Origin of the sequence: Streptomyces sp. NPDC006372 (assembly GCF_040612515.1) — a bacterium.
GTDB lineage: Bacteria > Actinomycetota > Actinomycetes > Streptomycetales > Streptomycetaceae > Streptomyces.
The window spans coordinates 22261-41755 of record NZ_JBEXQJ010000046.1 but is presented as its reverse complement, the minus strand read 5'-3'; the positions used below and the strand labels follow the sequence as shown (position 1 = coordinate 41755).

The following is a 19495-nucleotide window of genomic DNA, read 5'->3' as shown; positions in this document are numbered from 1 at the left end:
GCAAAATCTGCGCTTGTCGCAGGTGTGGCGGTGCACCACGCTGGCGCACATGACCGCACCGCACACGTCACATACCGTCACCGTCCTCGGCTTGGGGCGCATGGGCGCCGCGTTCGCGACACGGCTCGCCGCCCAAGGCTGGGACGTCGTCGGCTGGACCCGCTCCGGGCGGACGTCAGACACCGTCAAGGTGACCGGCGATCCGAGCGCCGCCGTGGCCGGAGCCGACCTGGTGCTCCTGTCGCTGTTCGACGGGCCCGCCTGCGAGCAGGTCCTCGACGACGTCCGCGACTCGCTGCACACGGACACGATCGTGCTGAACACCAGCACCATCACTCCCGGCGAGGCATCGGAACTGGCCCGGCGTCTCGGCCCGTCCTATGTCCACGCGCCCGTGCTCGGGTCTGTGCCGGCTGTCGCTGCCGGCACACTGGAGATTCTCGCCGCCGGCGACCAGGACACGCTCGACCGGGTCCGGCCGGTCTTGGAAACGCTGGGCACCGTCCGGCGCGTCGACGACGCCTCCACAGCCGCCGCACTCAAACTGATCGCCAACCACAGCCTCGCCGGAGCCGTCCTCGCGCTGCGTGACTCACTGCGGCAGGGCGACGCGCTCGGCCTGCCCCGCAACCGGGTGCTGGACGTCCTCGAACTCGGCCGACTCGGCGGGCTCGTGGCCGGTAAGCGCCCCTTCCTCACCGGACAGTCGGCCACAGCCCCGGCCGAATTCACCATCGGTGCATTGGCCAAGGACATGGCACTGCTGGCCGCCGCGTCGACAACCCCCTTGCACGGCGCGGCCGGCCTGACCCACACCCCCGCCGCCCCCGAGGCCGACATCGCGGTCGCCGCCACGGTCCCCGCAGTGGAGGACGCGGTGCTCGAACCGCTTCGCGCCTACATCCGCGGGCACGCCACCGGTGACCCCGCCCACTTCCGCGACGCGTTCCTGCCCACGGCCCACATCGAGGGAATCCGAGACGGCGCATTCGTCTCGTGGCGTCTGGACGAGTACTGCGCCCTCTTCCCGGGACGGCCGGCCCTGGACGAACCGACCCGTTCCCGCCGTATCGACGTCGCCGATGTCCACGGCACCGTCGCGACCGCCACGATGACGCTCTCACACGGCGCGGACACGTTCACCGACATCTTTCTCCTGGTCCGTGTCGACGACGGCTGGCGCATCGCCAACAAGGCCTACCACCGCCACCTCTGAAGTGGGTCTGTGGCCGGATCACCGGCTCAGCGGGCTCCAAGGAGGGCACCGGGGTCGACGCCGGTCAGGTCACGGCTCGCGTCCCACAAGCGCGCCGCGACGCAGGTGTCGGCGAGGTGCTTCCACACCGGTTCGCGTCGGGGCTCGCCACGCAGGCCGAAGACGCGCGGCCCCCACAACTGGCCCCCGCTCACGGCCGGGTCCAGCACTGCGCGGACGGCGGGCCACGCGCCGGCGTGCTTGCCCTGGACGAAGAGGGCCGCGGGTGCCCCGCTCAGTCGTGCGCCGGCCGTCGGCACATGCATCGGCGGCCGTGAGGGGGTGAGGGAGTCCAGCGCGCCGCCGGGATGGACCACCACGCTCGCCACCGTGCTGCCGGCAGCGCGCAGGCGGCGGTCGAGTTCCATGCCGAAGTACATCTGCGCCAGTTTGGAGCATCCATAGGTGCGCTTGGGACGGTAGTCATGCAGGGACTGCAGGTCGTCCAGGTCGAGCCGCTCGGACTTCGCCGCGAAGCTGCCCATGGTCACGACGCGGCCTGCCGGCGCAGCCGACAGCAGCGGCATGAGCCGCTCGGTCAATGCGAAATGCCCGAGGTGATTCGTGCCGAACATGAGCTCGTGACCGTCCCCGGTCTCCTTGCGCGGGGGGTCGTCGAGCGCGACCCCGGCGTTGTGGACCACCGCGTCGAGGCGTTCCACCTCCAGTGAGTCCATCACCGACTGGAGCGAGGAGAGGTCGGCGAGGTCCATCCGTACGGCCCGAACCTGCGCACCGGCGACACGCGCACGTATCGAAGCCGCGGCGTTCTCGGCCTTCGCCGGATTCCGGCTGCCGAGTACGACGGCCGCTCCGGTGGCCGACAACTGCTCCGCGACGAAGTACCCGATGCCGGCGTTGCCGCCGGTGACCAGGAAGACGCTGCCATCGGCACGCGGCAGCCGGTGGACATTCCAGGCAGGGGTGGACGATACGGACGACGACATGGTGACGGACTCCCTCGCTGGTGAAGACGGCTGCGGCTGATCGCCGAGCAACCCGGCACCACGGTTCCAGCGGCCACCGACATGTCGCCGACAGATCACCGGCCGGGCGGCTCTCGGTGCACCACGGCCTTGGCCCGGCTCGTGCCGAGGCGGGCCGGAATGCCATCCCCCGACATGTCGTGCGAGTGTCTGCTCTAGTCTCTCGTGCATGGCGGTGCCGATTTTCGGCCTGCCAGGTGACGAAATCAGCCACGTATGCCGAGGTGGACCCGAAAGCAGGCCCCGGACCCGAGTCACTACCCCCCTGACTCGACGAGCTGCAGCCCTGCCGAGATCCCAGGAGGACCGTTGCACCACGATGAGCGGGCAGACCGGCCCGGAAGCCACGGCGAGCATCACATCCAACGTGAACTGGGCACGGTCGACCGTGCCGACCGCTTCTACGACGAGCAGGTGCTGGACCGGCTCAATCCGCGGATGCGGGAGTTCGTGGCCCGCCAGGAGATGTTCTTCCTCGCCACCGCGGACAGCCACGGCGAGTGCGACAGCACCTTCCGGGCCGGCCCGCCCGGCTTTCTCCAGGTACTCGACGACGCGACCCTGGCGTACCCGGAGTACCGCGGCAACGGCGTGATGGCCTCGCTCGGCAACATCCTGGAGAACCCGCACATCGGCATGCTGATGATCGACTTCTCCCAGGACCGGATAGGCCTGCACGTCAACGGCCGAGCACAACTGGTCACCGATGACACGATGCGCCGCCTGTTCCCGGGCCTCCCGGTTGATCCGGCCCCCGGTCGCCGGCCCCACGTGTGGGTGCGGGTCGCGGTCGAGGAGGCGTACATCCACTGCTCGAAGCACATACCGAGGCTGGTCCGAGCACCGCTCAGGCAGAACACCGACAGGACGGACCTGTCCGCCGCCGACGGCGAGCGGGCCTGGGGCACCGACGACGCCAAGCGCAAGGGCGGCGACTACTTCGGAGCGGCGGCCCAGCATCGCGGGCTGGCCCCCCGCTGACGGTCAGCCGGCGACCTGTGGCACACCTACCCGCCCCATGGCTCGAGTTCAGGCCGGCCCGCAGCGATCAAGGGCGGTACGAAGCCGGTTGAGACCCTCCACTCTCCAGTGGGCCCGGTCCGGCATCTGGTCGTCTCGGCGCCAGCGCCAGGCCGAGAACAGACCCCAGTTCAGGGCACGGCACCGGTGAGTGAGGTCGTGGTCGGCCCCGGCGTAGTGCTTGACCACCTCTTCGGGCGCGTGGGCGAGGTCGAACTCGATCGGACCGCGGCAGCACGTGGCGAGGTCCACGAAAAGCGGCCCCCTCCTGGTGTTCAGGACGTTGCCCGGATGCGGCTCGCCGTGCAGCAGCTGGTCGCCGGCCTGGTCGGCGCTGATCGCGGCGCTCAGATCGCCGAGGGTCTCGCTGAGGAATCGCCGGTCGGAGTCGGACAGCTCGGGGGACTGCTCCCGGTCGTTCACCGCCTTCATTGCCACGGCGACTCGATCGGTGAAATGCGGCGCGTCCAGATCGATCCGGCGCAGGGCGGCATGGTGCCGCATGAACACGTCGGCGTAGTCGGCCGGCGCGACCTCCGGCCCCACGGGCTCGTAGTAGGTCCAGAGCGAGATGGCGAAGGCATCACGCACATGGACTCGAGGAGCGACCCGAGGGTCGAGCTCGGCCACCGGAGCGTCGACGCCGGCGAGACGGTGAGCGACCTCCACTTCGAACTCGGCATCAGCGAGTTGCCCCGAAGGCGCGACCCGAACCAGGACGTCGCAAGGGACCAGGCGCAGGACGACACGGTCGGAGTTGTGGATGACGACCACGTCGTCGACCTGAAGGCCCAGATCCGAAACGGTCGCCCGTCCTGCCTCGACTGCGCGGCGGAGTTCCAACGGCTCCACGCCGCCTCCCTCGTTGTCGGGCACGTGTCCCCGAGGTCTTCGTGAACATCGTGCGGTGGCGCTACGGGGTTCGGTATGCCCGGAGGAAGGTCCGCACTCCCTCGACGACGAGTGGCCGTACGCGGGTGTCCTGCGCGGCATTCGCGGAACCGAGCCTGTCCAGTGCGACGCCGAAGGTCAGCGCGATGAACTGGTCGGCCGCGAGCCGGGGATCGGGGACGTCGAGCAGCCCGGCCGCGGCGAGGGCGGCGAACCGCTCGGCAAGTGCCTCGTCGGGGGTGTCGGCCATGGAGTTGTAGCCGCGGTGCGGCAGGTGACCGGATTCCGCCCGGACCAGGCGTTGCAGCGTCGCGTACTCCGCCGAGCCGAGCATGTCGGTCGCGATGCGCATCGAGAACGTGACCAGGGCGTCCTCGAGTTCGGCGGCCTCGGTGAGGCCGGTGAGGGTGTCGTCGAGGGTGCGCCGGATCGTGGTGATCAGTGATTGGCCGACGGCGTCGACGACCGCCTGCAGCAGCGTCTTCTTGTCGCCGAAGTAGTCGTAGACCGTCCGCTTGGACACCTCGGCCCGGGCGGCGACCGCGTCGACGCTGGACCGGTCGAAGCCGTCGGTGAGGAACAGTTCCCGGGCCGCGGAGAGGATGGCGGCCCGCTTCCGCGTGGACCCCTCGCGCAGTGTCTTCGTGGTCGGCATGGGGCTCATCCTAACCTTTCTACACTGCACGGTGTAGTGTAATTTCGTCGGGCACGGCCGGCCCGTTCCTCGCCCGGAAATGACGGAAAGGACGTCCATGACCACATCTCTGGCTCCCCCGGTTCGCATCGGGAAAGCGGCTGTCGGGGCCCTCGGCATGCTGGCAGTGGCCACCGGTGCCCTGGAGTCGGTGGTGGCGCCGACGCTCCCGCTCCTGCAGCGCGAACTGGACATGAGCCCCTCCGAAGGGGCGTTGCTCAGCATCGTGCTCCTCATCACCGGCGCGCTCGTCACACCGGTCGCAGGCAAGTTAGGCGACCGCTACGGCGGAAAACGGGTGCTGATCCGGCTGATGGCAGTGGTCTGCGCCGGCGGTCTGGTGTCCGCCCTCGCGCCGAACCTGCCGGTGCTCCTGCTCGGTCAGGTGCTGCAGGGGGCGATGGTGGGCGCGCTGCCCCTGTCGTTCATCCTGGTGCGCCAACACCTCCCCGCGGGCGAGTCCAAGGTGGCCATCGGGGTGGTCAGCGGCTTGTTCGTGGGCGGCGGGATGGCGGGAACCCTGTCGGCCGGGCCCGTGGCGGAAGGGCTGTCCCGGCACTGGATGTTCGCACTGCCGACGATCGCGGTCATCGGGGCCACCATGCTGGTGAACAGGCTGATGCCGCATGATCCGCCGGGCCGGCCGGACGACTCCGGGATCGACTGGCCCGGCCTGGTTCTCCTGAGCGGGACGCTGGTCACGCTCATGCTCGTGCTCGCGCTGGCGCCCGACATCGGTTCGCAGCCACTCGTGCTCGGTGCCCTCATCGTGGTTCTGGCCGCCTTCGTGACCGGATGGCTGGCCGTCGAGCGTCGTGCGGCCTCGCCGATGGTGGATCCGCGCATGCTGGCACGGCCCGCGGTGTGGAAGTCGTGCGTGCTGACGTTCGTGATCTGCGTCGGTACGTCGGTGGCGGTGTATCTCGTCCCGCAACTGTTCGCGGTGCCCGCCGGTGAGTACGGGTTCGGCGCAAGCGCCACCCAGATCGGCTTCTTCCTGCTGCCCGGAGCCGTGGCCGCGTCATTGGCCGGGCCGATCAGTGGGATCGGGGCCCGGCGTTTCGGCTCACGTGCCGTGGTCACCGCCGGGATCGTCCTCATGGTCGCGGCCCTGATCGCCCTGGCGGCCGTGCACACCGAGGTCTGGCACCTCGTCATCGGCAAGGCGATGATCGCGCTGGCCAACGGCCTGTGCGTCACGGCGATGGTGACCAGCACCGCCACATCCGTCGATCGAAGCGACACCGGCATCGCCACCAGCCTGGTCCTGGTGACTCGCGTGCTCGGCTACGCCGTGGGTGCGCAGGTCAGTGGCGCGATTCTCACCGCCTCGACCCCTTCCGGGTCGGATGTCCCGGCCGAATCGGCCTTCGTCACCGGCTTCGTCATAGCCGGCGCCGTCACGGCGCTGTCCCTGCTCGTCGTCCGCACCATGAGCAAAGGAGTCAAGGAATGAGCCGCACGCAGCTGTTGAGGGGCTTCCGTAACACGCCGAGGCGCACGGTCCTGATATCCGGGGCCGGCGTCGCGGGGCCCGCCCTCGCGTTCTGGCTGAACCACCACGGATTCGCCGTCACGGTGGTCGAGAAGGCGGGCGCGCTTCGTGGCGGTGGTTACCCCGTCGACGTGCGCGGCACCGCAGTGGAGGTCGTCCGGAGGATGGGGATCCTCCCGCGGCTGCGGGAGGCGCACATCGACCTGCGCCGGCTGACCTTCCTCGACGGGGACGGCGGCGAGGTGGCCTCGGTCGACCCGCACACCCTCACCGGCGGCGTCGCGGGGCAGGACCTGGAGGTACGGCGCGGGGATCTGACCGCCGCTCTCCACACGGCGGTCCGTGACGACGTGGAGTTCCTGTTCGACGACTGCATCGACAGCCTCGACCAGTCCGGCCACGGGGTCGACGTCACCTTCCGCGGAGGCGGCAGGCGTACGTTCGACATGGTGGTCGGTGCGGACGGTCTGCACTCACGTACCCGCGAGTTGCTGTTCGGCCCCGAAGCGCGGTTCCACCGGTACCTCGGCTACTGCTTCGCCGGGTTCACCCTGCGGAACACCTTCGGGCTCTTCCGCGAGACCGTGCTGTGGAACACCCCGGGCAGGGCTGCGGCGCTCTACGCCGTGGGTGACGACGATGACGTACACGCCCTCCTGAACTTCGCCCGCCCGCACCCGCCGTTCGACGCGTTCCGGAACCCCGCAGCCCAACGGGACCTGGTCGCCACGGCGTTCGCCGACGCGGGATGGCAGGTCCCGGGCCTGCTCGCCGCCATGCGCGACGCGGATGACCTGTTCTTCGACGGAGTCAGCCAGATTCGCATGCCCCGCTGGTCCAGCGGCAGGGTCGCGCTGGTGGGCGACGCCGCCTACGCACCCTCCTTCCTCACCGGACAGGGCTCCAGCCTCGCACTGGTCGGCGCCTACATGCTGGCCGGCTCCCTGGCCGGACGGGACCACGCCGCGGGCTTCGCCGCCTACGAACGCGACACCCGCGGGTTCGTGACCGCGAACCAGGAGCAGGTCGGCGAGGGCGATGCCGCACTCTTCCCGACCACCGCCCGGGCCCTGGAGCAGCGCAACGACATGCTGCGCAATCTCAGTGCCATGCCCTCCGGGGAGGGCCGACCAGCCCATTCGGCGCTCACCCTGCCCGAATTCACGCGCATGACGTGAGCCCTGTGCCCGTGATGGGAGCGGACAGCACACCTAGCCCCGCGCAACCCGTCCGGGCCGCTCCGGCAGCAGCCATGCCTCCGCGTCCCGACGGATCCGCGCGGCGTCGAAGCTGTCGTACTCCAGGATCACCGACCTGATCGTGCCTCTCCCCCGGTACTCGTCCATGATCGCGACATGCTCCGGCAGGCGTACGAACTCCCTCAGAGCCCGCCGCCCTGTCCACACCGAGACTGATCCGCAGCGCCGGGCCCTGGGCATGACCCACAACCACATGCCGACCGCTCCGTCGAGATGCGGCCAGCGGCGCCGTAGCGCGAGGCCGCGACGCGCGATGCCCGGCAGGTGGCGGTAGGTCCCGCTGGTGAAGTCGGTGACGCTGACGATCAGCGGACCGCTCCGGTGATCGCGCATGCCGCTGCCGACGTCGTTCGCCGCGTCGCGGGCGGCCGGGGAGTCGGCGGCCGGTCCCTGGCTCCAGCTGCTCCTCAGCATGGCCGCGGCGTCCAGGACGGGTCGCGGCCGAGCAGGGCGAGCAGGCGGTGTTCCGGCGAGGCGTCGTCGGGGAGGGCGACCCGCCGCCGGAACGCGGCACCGGCCCCGCGGCCCTCGTCCGGGACCTGGGTGGCGACGCGCAGTGCGGCGGTGGTGAGTTCGGCGGTGGGTTCCCACGGGGCGTCGATCGTCACGGCGACGTCCCAGGCGTGTGCCACGTAGTCGAGCAGGTGGAAGCCGATCGCGGTCCGCCCGGGGACGGTGAAGCCCTCGTCCACCTCCGGCAGCGCGAACCGCCGCTCCAGCACGTCGTCTTCCGCGAACGCCGCGGTGACCTCGCCCGCCGACGCCTCATACGCCGCCGCCGGGTCGTCGCCGAGTTCGCCGCCGTGCCATACGGCCCACGGCTCACCCGCGCCCCGGGCCGCGGCGCCGAACCCTTGGTTCTGGCTGACCAGATGGCGGAGCAGACCGTACAGGGTCCAGTCCGCGCACGGCGTCGCCCGTCGCAAGTGGTCGGTCTTCACCCGGGAGACCGCCTCCCCGGCCAGCGCCAGCGCCTGGCGGTCCAGTCGTCGTATGTCCATGGCCGGAGCGTAGAATCGCGCAGCGGTTCAACTCCAGATCCAATATGTCGTCAGTTGATTGAGCCAATTGCGGGCCCGCGAGCCGGCAACAGCCGAGCCGATATCCAATGGCTGAGACGGGAGAGCGAGTTGGACGTGCACGTCAGGCTCGACGGGAAGCGGGACCTGTCCGGCCAGATCTACCGCCAGTTGCGTGCCGCGATCCACGACGGGCTGCTGCGGCCCGGCGATCCTCTCCCTCCGACCCGGGAACTGAGCCGCCGTCTCGCGGTGGCCCGCAACACCGTCGGTGTGGCCTACGAACGGCTCGTGGCCGAGGGGTACGCGGACAGCAAGGTCGGCTCCGGGACCCATGTGCGTGCCACGGGCCTGCCCCCGCGCGGGGCCGCGACCGCCACCGACGCCACCGGCTCGGGACTGCGCCCGCGCGCCCTGTGGGCGGGCTTGTCTCCATGGGCATCCCCGGAGACCACGGGAGCGACCACGGCGGCCCACGACTTCCGGGTCGGCTTGCCCGACGCCCGGCTCTTCCCCTACGACACCTGGCGCCCCCTGATCTCCAGGGAAATGCGCCACTCGGCGACCGGGGCCGTCGGATACGGCGACCCGGCCGGCCACGCCGGACTGCGGGCCGCGCTCGCCCGGCACCTCGGACTCTCGCGGGGCGTGCGGACCCGCCCGGACGACGTGCTGGTGACCACCGGCACGCAGCAGGCCCTCGACCTCATCGGGCGCGTGCTGCTCGAACCAGGTGACCGGGTGGCCGTCGAAGAGCCCGGCTACCCACCGGCCCGGCTGCCGTTCCTGGCGCAGGGCGCCGAGGTCACGGGCGTACCGGTGGATGCCGAGGGCCTGCTGGTGGACGCCATCCCGCCGGGCACCCGCGCCGTGTACGTCACCCCCGCCCACCAGTTCCCGCTCGGCATGCCGATGTCCCTGCGGCGCAGAACGGCTCTGCTGCGGTGGGCACGACGGCACGGCGCGGCGGTGATCGAGGACGACTACGACAGCGAATTCCGCTTCGGCGGGCGGCCGGTCGAGACCCTGCAGAGCCTGGACCGGGACGGCCACGTCATCTACGTGGGGTCGCTCTCGAAAGTGATGCTGCCCGCCCTGCGCGTCGGCTACCTGGTGGCACCCGCCACGCTGCGCTCAGCACTGCGCACCGCGAAGTACGCCGCCGACTGGCACACAGCGGTCCCCACGCAGGCGGCGCTCGCCCGCTTCGTCGACGACGGGCTGCTCGCCCGGCACATCCGCAGGATGCAGCACACGTACGCGGCCCGGCACCAGGCCGTCACCGGCGTGCTCACCGGCCACTTCGCGGACCTGGCCGAACTGGTGCCGTCCGCCGCGGGCCTGCACGTGACGGCATTCACCCGAGGCCGCCTCACGGACCCAGGCGCCCTCGCGGACCGGGCCGGCCGGGCCAGGGCATCCGGTGTGGCGGTCTACACCCTGGCGGAAGTCGCCGCGAACCGCTCAACACGCCCGGGCTTCGTCTTCGGCTACGGCTCGATCAACGCCCCGGACGTCGAGCCGGGGTTGTTCCGCGTACTCGGTCCGCCTCAAAACCTCTGAAGGCACGTGTGCAGCGCGCTTGTACGCCCGTTACCGTCCGTCATCCTGCTTGCCGTCTGCCCCGCGATCGCACTCGCCGGCGCTCGTCACGGTGGCTGCATGCGGCGTGCCACCCTGCGGCCCAAGGTCTGGCTCGGCCTCTCGATGTAACGGTAGGTCACCAGACACAGAGGAAGGAGCACCGTGAAGAACGCCATTTCGAGCACGAGACTGTCGTGCCGCCGTCGGCCGATCGTGCTGTCGATCACCTCCAGCAGCAGCGGGTGCACCAGGTAGACCGAGTAGCTGATCGTCCCCAAGCCGGTCAGCATCCCCGGTGTGCGCAGGCGACGTGACGCCAGTCCGGCGCCGAAGGTGAGTACCGCCAGGAGAAAGGCGAGGATCCAGCCGCGCCTGGTGAAGTGCTCGCCGTCGCCGTACCGGTACGCGCTCCCCACGGAACAGGCGACCACCACGACGGCGGCACCGGCCGCACAGCGCCAGGTGCTCTGACCGCCCTCGGCACGGTGGACGGCGGTGCCGAGGAACATCACGGCGAGTATCACCAGGCCCTCCCACAGCGGAACCGTGCCGTTGAGCAGGACCAGGACGAGTGCCAGCATCCCGCCCAGCACACCCCCGGCCGTCCGGAGAACGGCTGACCTGGCGCTCGCACAGCAGATGGCGCCTCCCATGGCGATCGAGGCGAACGCGACCAGAGGGCCGGTGCCGACCAGGCCGGACAGCCCGGCGGCCGGCAGCGCGAGCCCTGCCGTCACGCTCAGAGCGGCGAGCACGGCCCCTGTGACGGCGATCGCCGCGGACTTCTGATGAAGGCGGACCGTGAAAAGCGCGACGACCAGCAGGTAGAAGGACATCTCGTAGGAGAGCGTCCACAGGACGAGGAGCAGATTGGGTGTCCCCAGCAGCTCCTGGAGCATCGTGGCGTGAGCCACGGCCACCGTGACAGCGCTCTGCTGGCCCAAGTCACGTATGTCCACCACGCCTACAAGATGGGCGGCGAGGAGCACGGCTACGACGGCGGTCCAGAGGGGGTACACACGGAAGACCCGCCCGATCCAGAACGTCCGGACGCAGCCCCGGCGTTCCAGTGACGCGGGGATGACGTAGCCGCTCACCAGGAAGAACAGCATGATGCCATAGCGGCTGGTGTTGAACTGCGGCATCAACTCGCGCCGGAAGTCCGCCATGAAGGTGTACGAGGAGTGATCGAACACCACGACGAGTGCGGCGATGCCGCGCAGCGCGTCCAGCCAGCCCCATCGCGACGGGCCCGCCGTCGCGATGGCCGTAGGTGAGGTTCGTAAGCCGGACTGTGAACGCGCCTGAGGTGCGGGAACTGCGGGTGGGGATTCCATGCCCCGAGCTCAGCGGCTGGAGCATTGTTCGGCAGTACGGTTCTGGCGGCCGAACAATGCTGGTCAGCCGGAGGGGTGAGGGTGTCGTGGCGGGGCGTCGTGAGGTGCCGGTGGATCCGGCGGCGGGTGCGGTGCAGCGGTTCGCGTTCGAGTTGCGCACGTTGCGGGCAGAGGCGGGCGGAATCACCTACCGGGCCCTGGCCCGCAGGGCGGGTTACTCGGTGACCACCCTGTCCCGGGCGGCGGCGGGCGAGCAGCTGCCGACGCTGCCGGTGGTCCTGGCCTACGTACGGGCCTGCGGCGGCGAGGAGGCACGGTGGGAAGCGCGGTGGAGGGCGGCGGTGGAGGAGTCCGCCGGTGACGACTCCTGCGACACCGAGAAGTCGTCTGCACCGTACCGGGGGCTCGCCCGTTTCGAGAGCGGCGACAGCGGCTGGTTCTTCGGCCGGGAACAGCTCACCGCCGACCTGGTCGACCTGCTGCGCCGCCGTCGGTTCGCCGCGGTGTTCGGCCCTTCCGGCAGCGGCAAGTCCTCCCTGCTGCGGGCCGGTCTGATACCCGTCCTCCGGCAGACCCAGGAGCCGGACCTGCGTCCGGCCGCGATCCGCATCCTGACTCCGGGCGAACGCCCCGCTCGCACCCATGCCACCCTTCTCCCCCCCGCGGGCACGGGTGCCGGCAGCGGCGCGGCGGACACGTTCGTGATCGTCGACCAGTTCGAGGAGGTCTTCACCCTCTGCCACGATGCCGCCGAACGGGCCCGCTTCATCGACCTGCTGCTGGCCGCCAAAGAGCCCGAGCACCGATTACGGGTGCTGCTGGCGGTGCGCGGCGACTTCTACGGACGCTGCGCCGAGCACCGCGACCTGGCGGAGGCACTGCGCGATGCCAACTTGCTGGCCGGTGCGATGAGCCCGGCGGAGTTGCGCGACGCCGTCGTCAAACCGGCCAGGGCCGCCGGACTGACCGTGGAACGCGCCCTCACCGCCCGGCTGGTCGAGGAGGTCGCCGACGCGCCGGGTGGGCTGCCGCTGCTGTCCCATGCGTTGCTGGAGACCTGGCGCCGCCGCCGAGGCAAGACCCTGACCATGGCGGGCTACGAGGCGGCCGGATGCCTGGACGGGGCGATCGCCAAGACCGCCGAGGAGGTCTTCGGCCGGTTCACCGAAGCCCAGGCGGCCACTGCCCGCCGGGTGTTGCTGCGCCTGATCGCCCCCGGTGACGGCACCCCGGACACCCGCCGTCCCGTAGAGCGCGCGGAACTGCCCGGCACGGGCAGGGAGGACACCGCCGAGGTGCTGGAGGCGCTCGCCAAGGCCCGGCTGCTCACCCTGGACGGCGACACCGTCGAGATGGCCCACGAGGCCCTGATCACGGCCTGGCCACGACTGCGCGGATGGATCGAGGAGGACCGCGAACGCCTGCGTGTGCACCGGAATCTGACCGAGGCCGCCCACGCCTGGCAGCAACTGGGTCGCGAAAGGGGAGCCTTGTACCGGGGAAGCAGACTCGGCGCCGCTCAGGAACACTTCGGCGGCGCAGCGCGCGAGGACCTGACCGAGCTTGAACGCGCGTTCCTCGACACCAGCCGCGACCAGGAGCGAAAGGGACGTCGCCGGTACCGGCTGATGCTCACCGCAGTCACCACCGCCCTGTGCATGGCCCTGGTCGCCGCCGGCCTCGCCGTCGGGCAGTGGAGAAGCGCGGTCACCGCGCAGGTCCTGGCCGAGTCCCGGCAGTTGGCCGCCCAGTCCGGTGCACTGCTCGACACCGAACCCGACCTCGCCTCTCTGCTCGCCGTGCGGGCCTACCGCACCAGCCCGACCCGCGAAGCCACAGCCGCCCTGTACGCCGCCGCGGCGCTGCCGCTGCGCAAGCGCCTGATCAGCGGCCGCGAACCCGTGCACTCCATCGCCGTCAGCCCGGACGGACACACCCTCGCCGCCCAGAGCGGAGACGGGACAGTGCGGATCTGGAGCCTGCCCGGGGGCGAGCTCCGACGTACGTTCACCGTTCACAACATCAGGGAGGTCGAGGCGTTCAGCCCCGACGGACGCATCATCGCCGTCGTTGTCGACGGCGAGGCCGGCAAGGCGACGCTCTGGGATTCGGTCACCGGCAGGAAAATCAAGGCCTTCACCGTCCCCGGTGGTGCGGTGCGCGGCATGGCCTTCAGCCCCGACGGACGTACCGTCGCCGCCACCTCCATCACGGCTGTCCGGGTGTGGGACGTGACCACCGGCCGCACGGTGCACAGCTTCACCGGCCTCCCCGACCCGGAGGCGCTCGTCTTCGGCCCCGACGGACGCACCTTGGCCGCGGCCAGCTTCTACGGATCGGAGCGGGTGTGGGACCTGGCAACCGGCCGCACCCTGACCTCCCACGACCAGCACAAGGGCCGTGCTGTGGTCTTCAGTCCCGACGGCCGGACGTACGCGGTCGTACTCGACGGTTCGGTGCAACTGCGGGAGGTCGCCACCGGCAAACTCCGGCGCGTCATCGAAGACGGTGCTGTCCGCACGAACGAGGTGGCCTTCGCCCCGGACGGGCGGACCCTCGCCGTCGCGCACGCGGGAAACACGGTGCGGCTGTGGGACACCGTCTCCGGCACCGCGCGGGCCACCGTGACCGCCGGGCACCACGGCGGTGGGGCGATGCAGGTGGCCCTCAGCGCCGACGGGCGAGCCTTGGTCACCAGCAGCAACTCCGACCCCGCCGTCCGCGTCCACCGGCCGTCCGCCGAAAAGCCGCGGACGACTCTGCCGGGCCCCGCCGGCACGGTCATCGCCGGCCTGGCGTTCAGCCCGGACGGACGCGCGGCGGCCACAGTTCATCAAGGTCCGCCAGGCCGTGCATCGGTGGAGCTTTGGGATGCCGGCAACGGCGACCGAGAAGCCTCACTGACGCTGGACAGCGACCAGGCACGCCAGGGAGAGGAACTGACCGTCATCGTTTCCCGCCTCGGAGCCGTGGAGTTCAGCGCGACCGGGCGCGCCATGGCCGCCAGGTCCGTCAAGAGGAGGGTGATCGAGGTCCGGGATGTCGCCACAGGCCGCCTCCGCCGGAGCCGGGTCATGGACTCCGACACCAGAGCGGTCTTCAGCCCCGACGGGACGCGGCTCGCCATCGTCGGCGGCGAGGGTGCGGTGCGGATCTGGCACCTCTCGACCGGCGAACTCCACACGATCCGAGCCGGACACGGTCAATCCGTCACGGCGCTGGCGTTCGCCCCCGACGGCCGGACACTCGCCGTCGTGGACGTCGAGGCCGATGCCGAAAAGGTCACGCTGCTCGACGCCTCAACAGGTCACATACAGCGCACCATCAAGCCGGGCGCCCGGAGTTCGCTGTCTCTCGCGTTCAGCCGGGACGGCCACACCTTGGCCACCGCGAGCGGCAGCAACGGATCCGTGAGGACGTGGGACGCCCGCACCGGTCAGCTCCGTGAGAGCTTCACCGTCGGCAGTGAGGTGGTGTCGCTGGCGTTCAGCTCCGATGCACGCACGCTGGCCGTGAGCACCGTCAGAGAAGTCCAGCTGTGGGACCTCGCCACCAGCCAGTCCAGACTCACCCTGCCGACCCGCTCACCCGCGATAGTGGCGTTCAGCCCGGACGGACGCACCCTGGCCGCCGCCGCGGGCGGCTCCGCGGCGCTGTGGAACGTCGACCTGCCCGACCCGGCCCGCGCGATCCGCACCCTCTGCGCGGCCATCGACTGTGCCGCGAGCACGGTCCCGCACCGATGACCGGCGCCTCCGGGGTGACCTCACCGGTCGGCCGGACGGTCCGCCGTGACCAGCCACGACGTGCTGCGCAGCCGGACCGTGCCGTCCGCTGTCTCGTGGTCACGCAGATGGTTCGTCAGGACGCGGCGGGCGCGTGCCCGTGCGGTCGCGTCGGTCTGCTCCAGCAGGTGGCGGCCGGGCCCCGTTCCCAGCAGGAACTCCGCCGCGTCCTCGGCTCCGTGCCCCCAGGTCCCGTACGCCTGCGCCCGGTCGATGGTGATGCCGGTGAATCGGGCCGTCGTCAGGACGTCGCGGATGTGGTCCGGGGAGGCCAGGGAGAACATGCCGGGCAGGCCCGGCCGGCCGAAGTCGCCGACCGGCAGGAGGTCGCGCAGTGACGCTACCGCCGCCACCCACTCGTTGAGCGTGGCATCGGCCGGGCAGACGAACGCCAGGCGTCCGCCAGGCCGCAGCGCCCGACCGACGTTGGCGAAGGCCGCCACGGGGTCGGCGAAGAACATCACCCCGTAGCGGCTGATCGCCGCGTCGAAGGCGCCCGCCTCGAAGGGGTGCGTCTGCGCGTCGCCCTGCGAGAAGGACACGTTGGCGATGCCCTCACGATCCGCGCGGGCCCGGGCCTCGGCGAGCATCGGGCCGGAGAGGTCGAGGCCGAACGCGTGCCCTCCGGGCGTCCGGAGCGCGGCGAGCCGCGTGGTCTGCCCGGAGCCGCAGCCGAGGTCGAGGGTCCGGTGCTCCCCCGCGATCCCGGCGGCGTCGAGGAGCGGCTCGTCGAAGCCCTCGTTCACAGCGTTCCAGCGGTCCTGGTTGCGGGCCCAGTGAGCACCCTCGGGGCCGTTCCATGCCTGTGCCTGCTCGGTGTTGACGATGTCCGGCACGGGTGCCTCCTGGAGTGGACGACGGGGAATGGGCATGCGCCCAAACAACATGGGGAACAGTATGGGCACATGCCCAGACTCGCAATCCCCGTTACGATTCCAGGGGTTGGCTCCCTTGAGGGCGGCGGAGACGGAACGGAAGAGAGGCCCATGTCACCGCGTGGAGTGGCGACGCCGGACGTGCGCGAGCGGCTGTTCGCGGCGGCTGAACGTGTCGTGGACAGGGATGGACCCGGTGCGCTCACCAGCCGGTCCGTCACCACCGAGGCGGGGTGCGCCAAAGGGCTGCTGCACGCGCACTTCGCGGGGTTCGACGAGTTCGTGGCCGAACTGTGCCTCGACCGGTTCGCGCGGACGGCGGCGAAGGCACGGGAACTGCCGGGGCTCGCCGGGCAGGGAACGGTGGCACGGAACCTCGACGCCGTCGCCCTCGCACTGTTCGAATCCGGCGGGCCCGCCATCGCGGGCCTCGCCCTGACCCGCCCCGGCGCCGCCCTGCGCATCCGGGAGGCCTTGGAGGCCGGGGCGCCCGGCTTCACGGCGACACAGGACGCCATCACCGGCTATCTGGAGGCCGAGCGGGAGCTCGGCCGGGTACCGGAGAGCGTCGATCCACAGACGGTGGCCCTCGCCGTCGTCGGCACCGCCCACCACCTCCTGATGACCAGCCGGCCGGGCACACCCGACCCGCGGCCCTCCATGACGCGCCTGGTGGCCGCGCTGGTGGGGCACTGGAGCCCGCCTGAGGAGCTGAAGGAGTCGCCCCTCGACTCCCGACGTGCTCGTCGAGGGGGTGAGTGACGCGGTACCGGCCGGGCATGCGGTTGTTCGGGCTCGTGCGGGAGCCCTGGACATTTTGTCTCCATGGTTTCAGTGGGAGGTTTGGCATGGTGGTCGACGGCATACCGGCACCCCTTGCTCCCGGCGCCGCGCCGGACCCAGCAGCGCGCAAGCAGCGTTTGCGCCGACGTCTGGAGCGGTTGCTCGGCGTCGCCGCCACCGAGGGCAACTCCTTGGTGCCGCTGCGCAACGGTGATGAGATCTTTCCGGCGATGCTCGGGGCGATCCGTTCGGCCCGGCACACCATCGACATGATGACGTTCGTGTACTGGCGGGGTCAGATCGCGCACGACTTCGCCGCCGCCCTGGCCGACCGCGCCCGCGCGGGGGTGCGCGTGCGTCTGCTGCTGGACGGCTTCGGCGCCAAGGAGATCGAAGGGCGGCTGCTGGAGCTCATGAGCGACGCCGGTGTGCAGGTGGCCTGGTTCCGCAAACCCATGTGGCTGTCACCGTTCAAGCAGAATCACCGCTGCCACCGCAAGGCCCTCGTCGTCGACGAGCACACCGCGTTCACCGGTGGAGTCGGCATCGCGGAGGAATGGTGCGGCGATGCCCGCAATCCGGCCGAGTGGCGAGACACCCACGTCCAGGTCCGTGGTCCGGCCGTGGACGGCATCGCGGCCGCCTTCGCGCAGAACTGGGCGGAGTGCCACGACGAACTCTTCGACGAACGTGACCGTTTCACCGAGCACCCGCAGGCCGGCTCGTCGGTGGTCCAGGTCGTCCGCGGGTCCGCGAGCATCGGCTGGCAGGACATGCAGACCCTCATCCGGGTCCTGCTCACCTCCGCCGAGGAACGCTTCCGGCTGGCCACCGCCTACTTCGCCCCGGACGCCTACTTCGTCGACCTGCTGTGCGAAACCGCGCGTCGCGGTGTGCGCGTCGAGATCCTGCTGCCCGGCCCCCACACCGACCAGCGCGCCTGCCAGCTCGCCGGTCAGCACCACTACACGCGGCTGTTGCGGGCCGGTGTGCACATCCGCCAGTACCAGCCGAGCATGATGCACGCCAAGATCATCACCGTGGACTCGGTAGCCGCCCTCATCGGATCGACCAACTTCAACCGCCGGTCCATGGACCACGACGAGGAGATCATGCTCGTCGCCCTGGACGAGGAGTTCACCGCATCGCTCGACCACGACTACGACGCGGATCTGCGGCGCAGCGTGGAGATCGATCTCTCCCGGTGGAGACGAAGAGCGGTGCCGCAACGCGTGAAGGAGGCCGCGGTCACTCCGATCCGGCGCTTCCTGTAGTCGTGGCAGACCGCCCTGCGCCGCTGAACCCGAGCCCTTCTGCCCCGATACGGATCAGTTTGTACGGAAGCTTCGGCGGCAACCCGGGACGTGAGGTCAGGCCCGGGCAGCCGGGCGGAACAGAGGTGTCCGATGACGACTGTCGGCGTGGAAGAGGAGTATCTGCTGCTCGACCCGGTCACGGGTCTGCCGGTGCCTCAGGCGGACAAGGTCCGTACCGCGGCGGGCCTGGGGCGTCTCGTGGCCGACCAGGAGGTGCAGTACGAGTTGCTCCAGGCACAGGTCGAGGTGGCCACCCCGGTGTGCGCGACCCTGGAGGAGATCGGCGGGCATCTGCTGCGGCTGCGGCACGCGATCGGCATGGCCGCCGAGGAGCACGGCTGCCGGATCGCGGCCTGCGGGACCCCGCCGCTGCGTCACGGCCACCCCATGGCCGTCACCGACCAGGCCCGGTACCGGGCGATGGTCACACAGGCGCCGCAGCTGGTGGCGGAGCAGCTGGTCAACGGTACGCACGTGCACGTCGCCGTGCCCGACCGAGAGGCCGGCGTGCAGGTGCTGAACCGGATCCGGGCCTGGCTGCCGACGCTGACGGCCATGTCGGCGAACTCCCCGCTGTGGGACGGCGGCGACACCGGCTTCGCGAGCTGGCGCACCGTGATCTTCGGCCGTTGGCCGGTCAGCGGCATGCCGCCGCACTTCCACGATGCCGCCGACTACGACGAGCGGGTGCAACGGCTGCTGGACGCCGGCCTGATCTCCGACGCCGGCCAGGTGTACTGGCAGGCCCGCCTCTCGCCCCGCTACCCCACCGTCGAGGTGCGCTGCTTCGACGTCCAGCTCAGCGCCGACGAGGCGGTCATGCTCGCGGCGGTCACCCGGGCTCTCGTGGAGACCGCCCTGGCGGAGACCGCCGCCGGGGCACGCGCACCCGACTTCACCCCGGAGATGCTGCAGGCCGCCATGTGGCACGCCGCCCGGCATGGCCTCGGCGACACCCTGGTCGGCCCCGGCGGTGCGACGCACCGGGCCGGTGATGTCCTGTACGAATTTCTCCGGCACGTCTCGCCGGCGCTCGACGCCTCCGGCGACAGCCGCCAGGTGACGTCCCTGGTCCACCGGCTCCTTCAGAACGGGACCGGGGCGGACCGGCAACGCGCCACCCTCGCGCACGGCGGCCTCCGGGCGGTGACCGACCTGGTGAGCGGCCAGAGCACAGGGACGTGAAGCACCGGATG

The 19495-nt window shown here is 70.8% G+C and carries 16 protein-coding genes; 9 read left to right on the top strand and 7 right to left on the bottom strand.

Annotation, left to right across the window (positions count from 1 at the left end; all coding sequences use genetic code 11):
• Positions 1–22 precede the first annotated feature (22 nt).
• Positions 23–1216 (top strand): nuclear transport factor 2 family protein, encoded by a 1194-nt coding sequence (locus ABZ016_RS38670; protein ID WP_356921453.1) that lies wholly within the window; start codon positions 23–25, stop codon positions 1214–1216.
• A gap of 26 nt (positions 1217–1242) precedes the next feature.
• On the opposite strand, the gene ABZ016_RS38665 is transcribed toward ABZ016_RS38670, so the two are convergent.
• On the bottom strand, positions 1243–2202 hold the full coding sequence (locus ABZ016_RS38665) for an SDR family NAD(P)-dependent oxidoreductase (RefSeq protein ID WP_356921439.1): 960 nt from the start codon (positions 2200–2202) through the stop codon (positions 1243–1245).
• A gap of 348 nt (positions 2203–2550) precedes the next feature.
• Here ABZ016_RS38665 and ABZ016_RS38660 point away from each other — a divergent pair, with 348 nt between their 5' ends.
• Positions 2551–3222, top strand: coding sequence for a pyridoxamine 5'-phosphate oxidase family protein (locus ABZ016_RS38660; protein WP_356921438.1), 672 nt, complete (start codon positions 2551–2553; stop codon positions 3220–3222).
• Between the two features lie 48 nt (positions 3223–3270).
• On the opposite strand, the gene ABZ016_RS38655 is transcribed toward ABZ016_RS38660, so the two are convergent.
• The gene (locus tag ABZ016_RS38655; RefSeq protein WP_356921452.1) at positions 3271–4113 is read right to left on the bottom strand and encodes a phosphotransferase; all 843 of its coding nucleotides are present in this window, start codon (positions 4111–4113) and stop codon (positions 3271–3273) included.
• Positions 4114–4174: 61 nt separating this feature from the next.
• Positions 4175–4807, bottom strand: a complete 633-nt coding sequence (locus ABZ016_RS38650) for a TetR/AcrR family transcriptional regulator (RefSeq protein ID WP_356921437.1) — start codon at positions 4805–4807, stop codon at positions 4175–4177.
• Between the two features lie 97 nt (positions 4808–4904).
• On the opposite strand from ABZ016_RS38650, the gene ABZ016_RS38645 reads away from it, so the two are divergent.
• Both ABZ016_RS38645 and ABZ016_RS38640 read left to right on the top strand, forming a co-directional pair.
• The gene (locus tag ABZ016_RS38645) at positions 4905–6302 is read left to right on the top strand and encodes an MFS transporter (RefSeq protein WP_356921436.1); all 1398 of its coding nucleotides are present in this window, start codon (positions 4905–4907) and stop codon (positions 6300–6302) included.
• Entirely contained in the window at positions 6299–7519 is a 1221-nt protein-coding gene (locus ABZ016_RS38640; RefSeq protein ID WP_356921435.1) for an FAD-dependent monooxygenase, read from the top strand. The genes ABZ016_RS38645 and ABZ016_RS38640 overlap by 4 nt, the downstream gene beginning before the upstream one ends.
• Positions 7520–7552: 33 nt before the next feature.
• Here ABZ016_RS38640 and ABZ016_RS38635 read toward each other — a convergent pair whose 3' ends face one another.
• Both ABZ016_RS38635 and ABZ016_RS38630 read right to left on the bottom strand, forming a co-directional pair.
• Positions 7553–8014 carry a hypothetical protein gene (locus tag ABZ016_RS38635; protein WP_356921434.1) on the bottom strand — a complete coding sequence of 154 codons (462 nt, stop codon included), beginning with the start codon at positions 8012–8014 and terminating at the stop codon, positions 7553–7555.
• The gene (locus ABZ016_RS38630) at positions 8008–8601 is read right to left on the bottom strand and encodes a TIGR03086 family metal-binding protein (RefSeq protein WP_356921433.1); all 594 of its coding nucleotides are present in this window, start codon (positions 8599–8601) and stop codon (positions 8008–8010) included. The genes ABZ016_RS38635 and ABZ016_RS38630 overlap by 7 nt, the downstream gene beginning before the upstream one ends.
• Before the next feature lie 135 nt (positions 8602–8736).
• Here ABZ016_RS38630 and ABZ016_RS38625 point away from each other — a divergent pair, with 135 nt between their 5' ends.
• Positions 8737–10182, top strand: coding sequence for a PLP-dependent aminotransferase family protein (locus tag ABZ016_RS38625; protein ID WP_356921451.1), 1446 nt, complete (start codon positions 8737–8739; stop codon positions 10180–10182).
• Between the two features lie 86 nt (positions 10183–10268).
• On the opposite strand, the gene ABZ016_RS38620 is transcribed toward ABZ016_RS38625, so the two are convergent.
• The gene (locus ABZ016_RS38620; RefSeq protein ID WP_356921432.1) at positions 10269–11540 is read right to left on the bottom strand and encodes an acyltransferase; all 1272 of its coding nucleotides are present in this window, start codon (positions 11538–11540) and stop codon (positions 10269–10271) included.
• 86 nt (positions 11541–11626) lie between these two features.
• Here ABZ016_RS38620 and ABZ016_RS38615 point away from each other — a divergent pair, with 86 nt between their 5' ends.
• Positions 11627–15286 (top strand): helix-turn-helix domain-containing protein, encoded by a 3660-nt coding sequence (locus ABZ016_RS38615; RefSeq protein ID WP_356921431.1) that lies wholly within the window; start codon positions 11627–11629, stop codon positions 15284–15286.
• Positions 15287–15306: 20 nt separating this feature from the next.
• Here ABZ016_RS38615 and ABZ016_RS38610 read toward each other — a convergent pair whose 3' ends face one another.
• The gene (locus ABZ016_RS38610; RefSeq protein ID WP_356921430.1) at positions 15307–16161 is read right to left on the bottom strand and encodes a class I SAM-dependent methyltransferase; all 855 of its coding nucleotides are present in this window, start codon (positions 16159–16161) and stop codon (positions 15307–15309) included.
• Positions 16162–16311: 150 nt separating this feature from the next.
• On the opposite strand from ABZ016_RS38610, the gene ABZ016_RS38605 reads away from it, so the two are divergent.
• The 3 genes from ABZ016_RS38605 to ABZ016_RS38595 all read left to right on the top strand — a co-directional run bounded on the left by ABZ016_RS38605 (position 16312) and on the right by ABZ016_RS38595 (position 19484).
• Positions 16312–16962 carry a TetR/AcrR family transcriptional regulator gene (locus ABZ016_RS38605; protein WP_356921429.1) on the top strand — a complete coding sequence of 217 codons (651 nt, stop codon included), beginning with the start codon at positions 16312–16314 and terminating at the stop codon, positions 16960–16962.
• 86 nt (positions 16963–17048) lie between these two features.
• Complete coding sequence (locus ABZ016_RS38600) at positions 17049–18257, top strand: phospholipase D-like domain-containing protein (RefSeq protein WP_356921428.1); 1209 nt, start codon at positions 17049–17051, stop codon at positions 18255–18257.
• A gap of 132 nt (positions 18258–18389) precedes the next feature.
• Positions 18390–19484 (top strand): glutamate--cysteine ligase, encoded by a 1095-nt coding sequence (locus ABZ016_RS38595; protein ID WP_356921427.1) that lies wholly within the window; start codon positions 18390–18392, stop codon positions 19482–19484.
• Positions 19485–19495 lie beyond the last annotated feature (11 nt).

What these genes read in the sequence shown, in the direction of transcription:
- ABZ016_RS38665 (WP_356921439.1), bottom strand. Translation starts at nt 2,202, where the DNA reads ATGTCGTCGTCCGTATCGTCCACCCCTGCCTGGAATGTCCACCGGCTG.
- ABZ016_RS38650 (WP_356921437.1), bottom strand. Translation starts at nt 4,807, where the DNA reads ATGCCGACCACGAAGACACTGCGCGAGGGGTCCACGCGGAAGCGGGCC.
- ABZ016_RS38640 (WP_356921435.1), top strand. Translation starts at nt 6,299, where the DNA reads ATGAGCCGCACGCAGCTGTTGAGGGGCTTCCGTAACACGCCGAGGCGC.
- ABZ016_RS38630 (WP_356921433.1), bottom strand. Translation starts at nt 8,601, where the DNA reads ATGGACATACGACGACTGGACCGCCAGGCGCTGGCGCTGGCCGGGGAG.
- ABZ016_RS38600 (WP_356921428.1), top strand. Translation starts at nt 17,049, where the DNA reads ATGGTGGTCGACGGCATACCGGCACCCCTTGCTCCCGGCGCCGCGCCG.
- ABZ016_RS38620 (WP_356921432.1), bottom strand. Translation starts at nt 11,540, where the DNA reads ATGGAATCCCCACCCGCAGTTCCCGCACCTCAGGCGCGTTCACAGTCC.
- ABZ016_RS38635 (WP_356921434.1), bottom strand. Translation starts at nt 8,014, where the DNA reads ATGCTGAGGAGCAGCTGGAGCCAGGGACCGGCCGCCGACTCCCCGGCC.
- ABZ016_RS38645 (WP_356921436.1), top strand. Translation starts at nt 4,905, where the DNA reads ATGACCACATCTCTGGCTCCCCCGGTTCGCATCGGGAAAGCGGCTGTC.
- ABZ016_RS38595 (WP_356921427.1), top strand. Translation starts at nt 18,390, where the DNA reads ATGACGACTGTCGGCGTGGAAGAGGAGTATCTGCTGCTCGACCCGGTC.
- ABZ016_RS38605 (WP_356921429.1), top strand. Translation starts at nt 16,312, where the DNA reads ATGTCACCGCGTGGAGTGGCGACGCCGGACGTGCGCGAGCGGCTGTTC.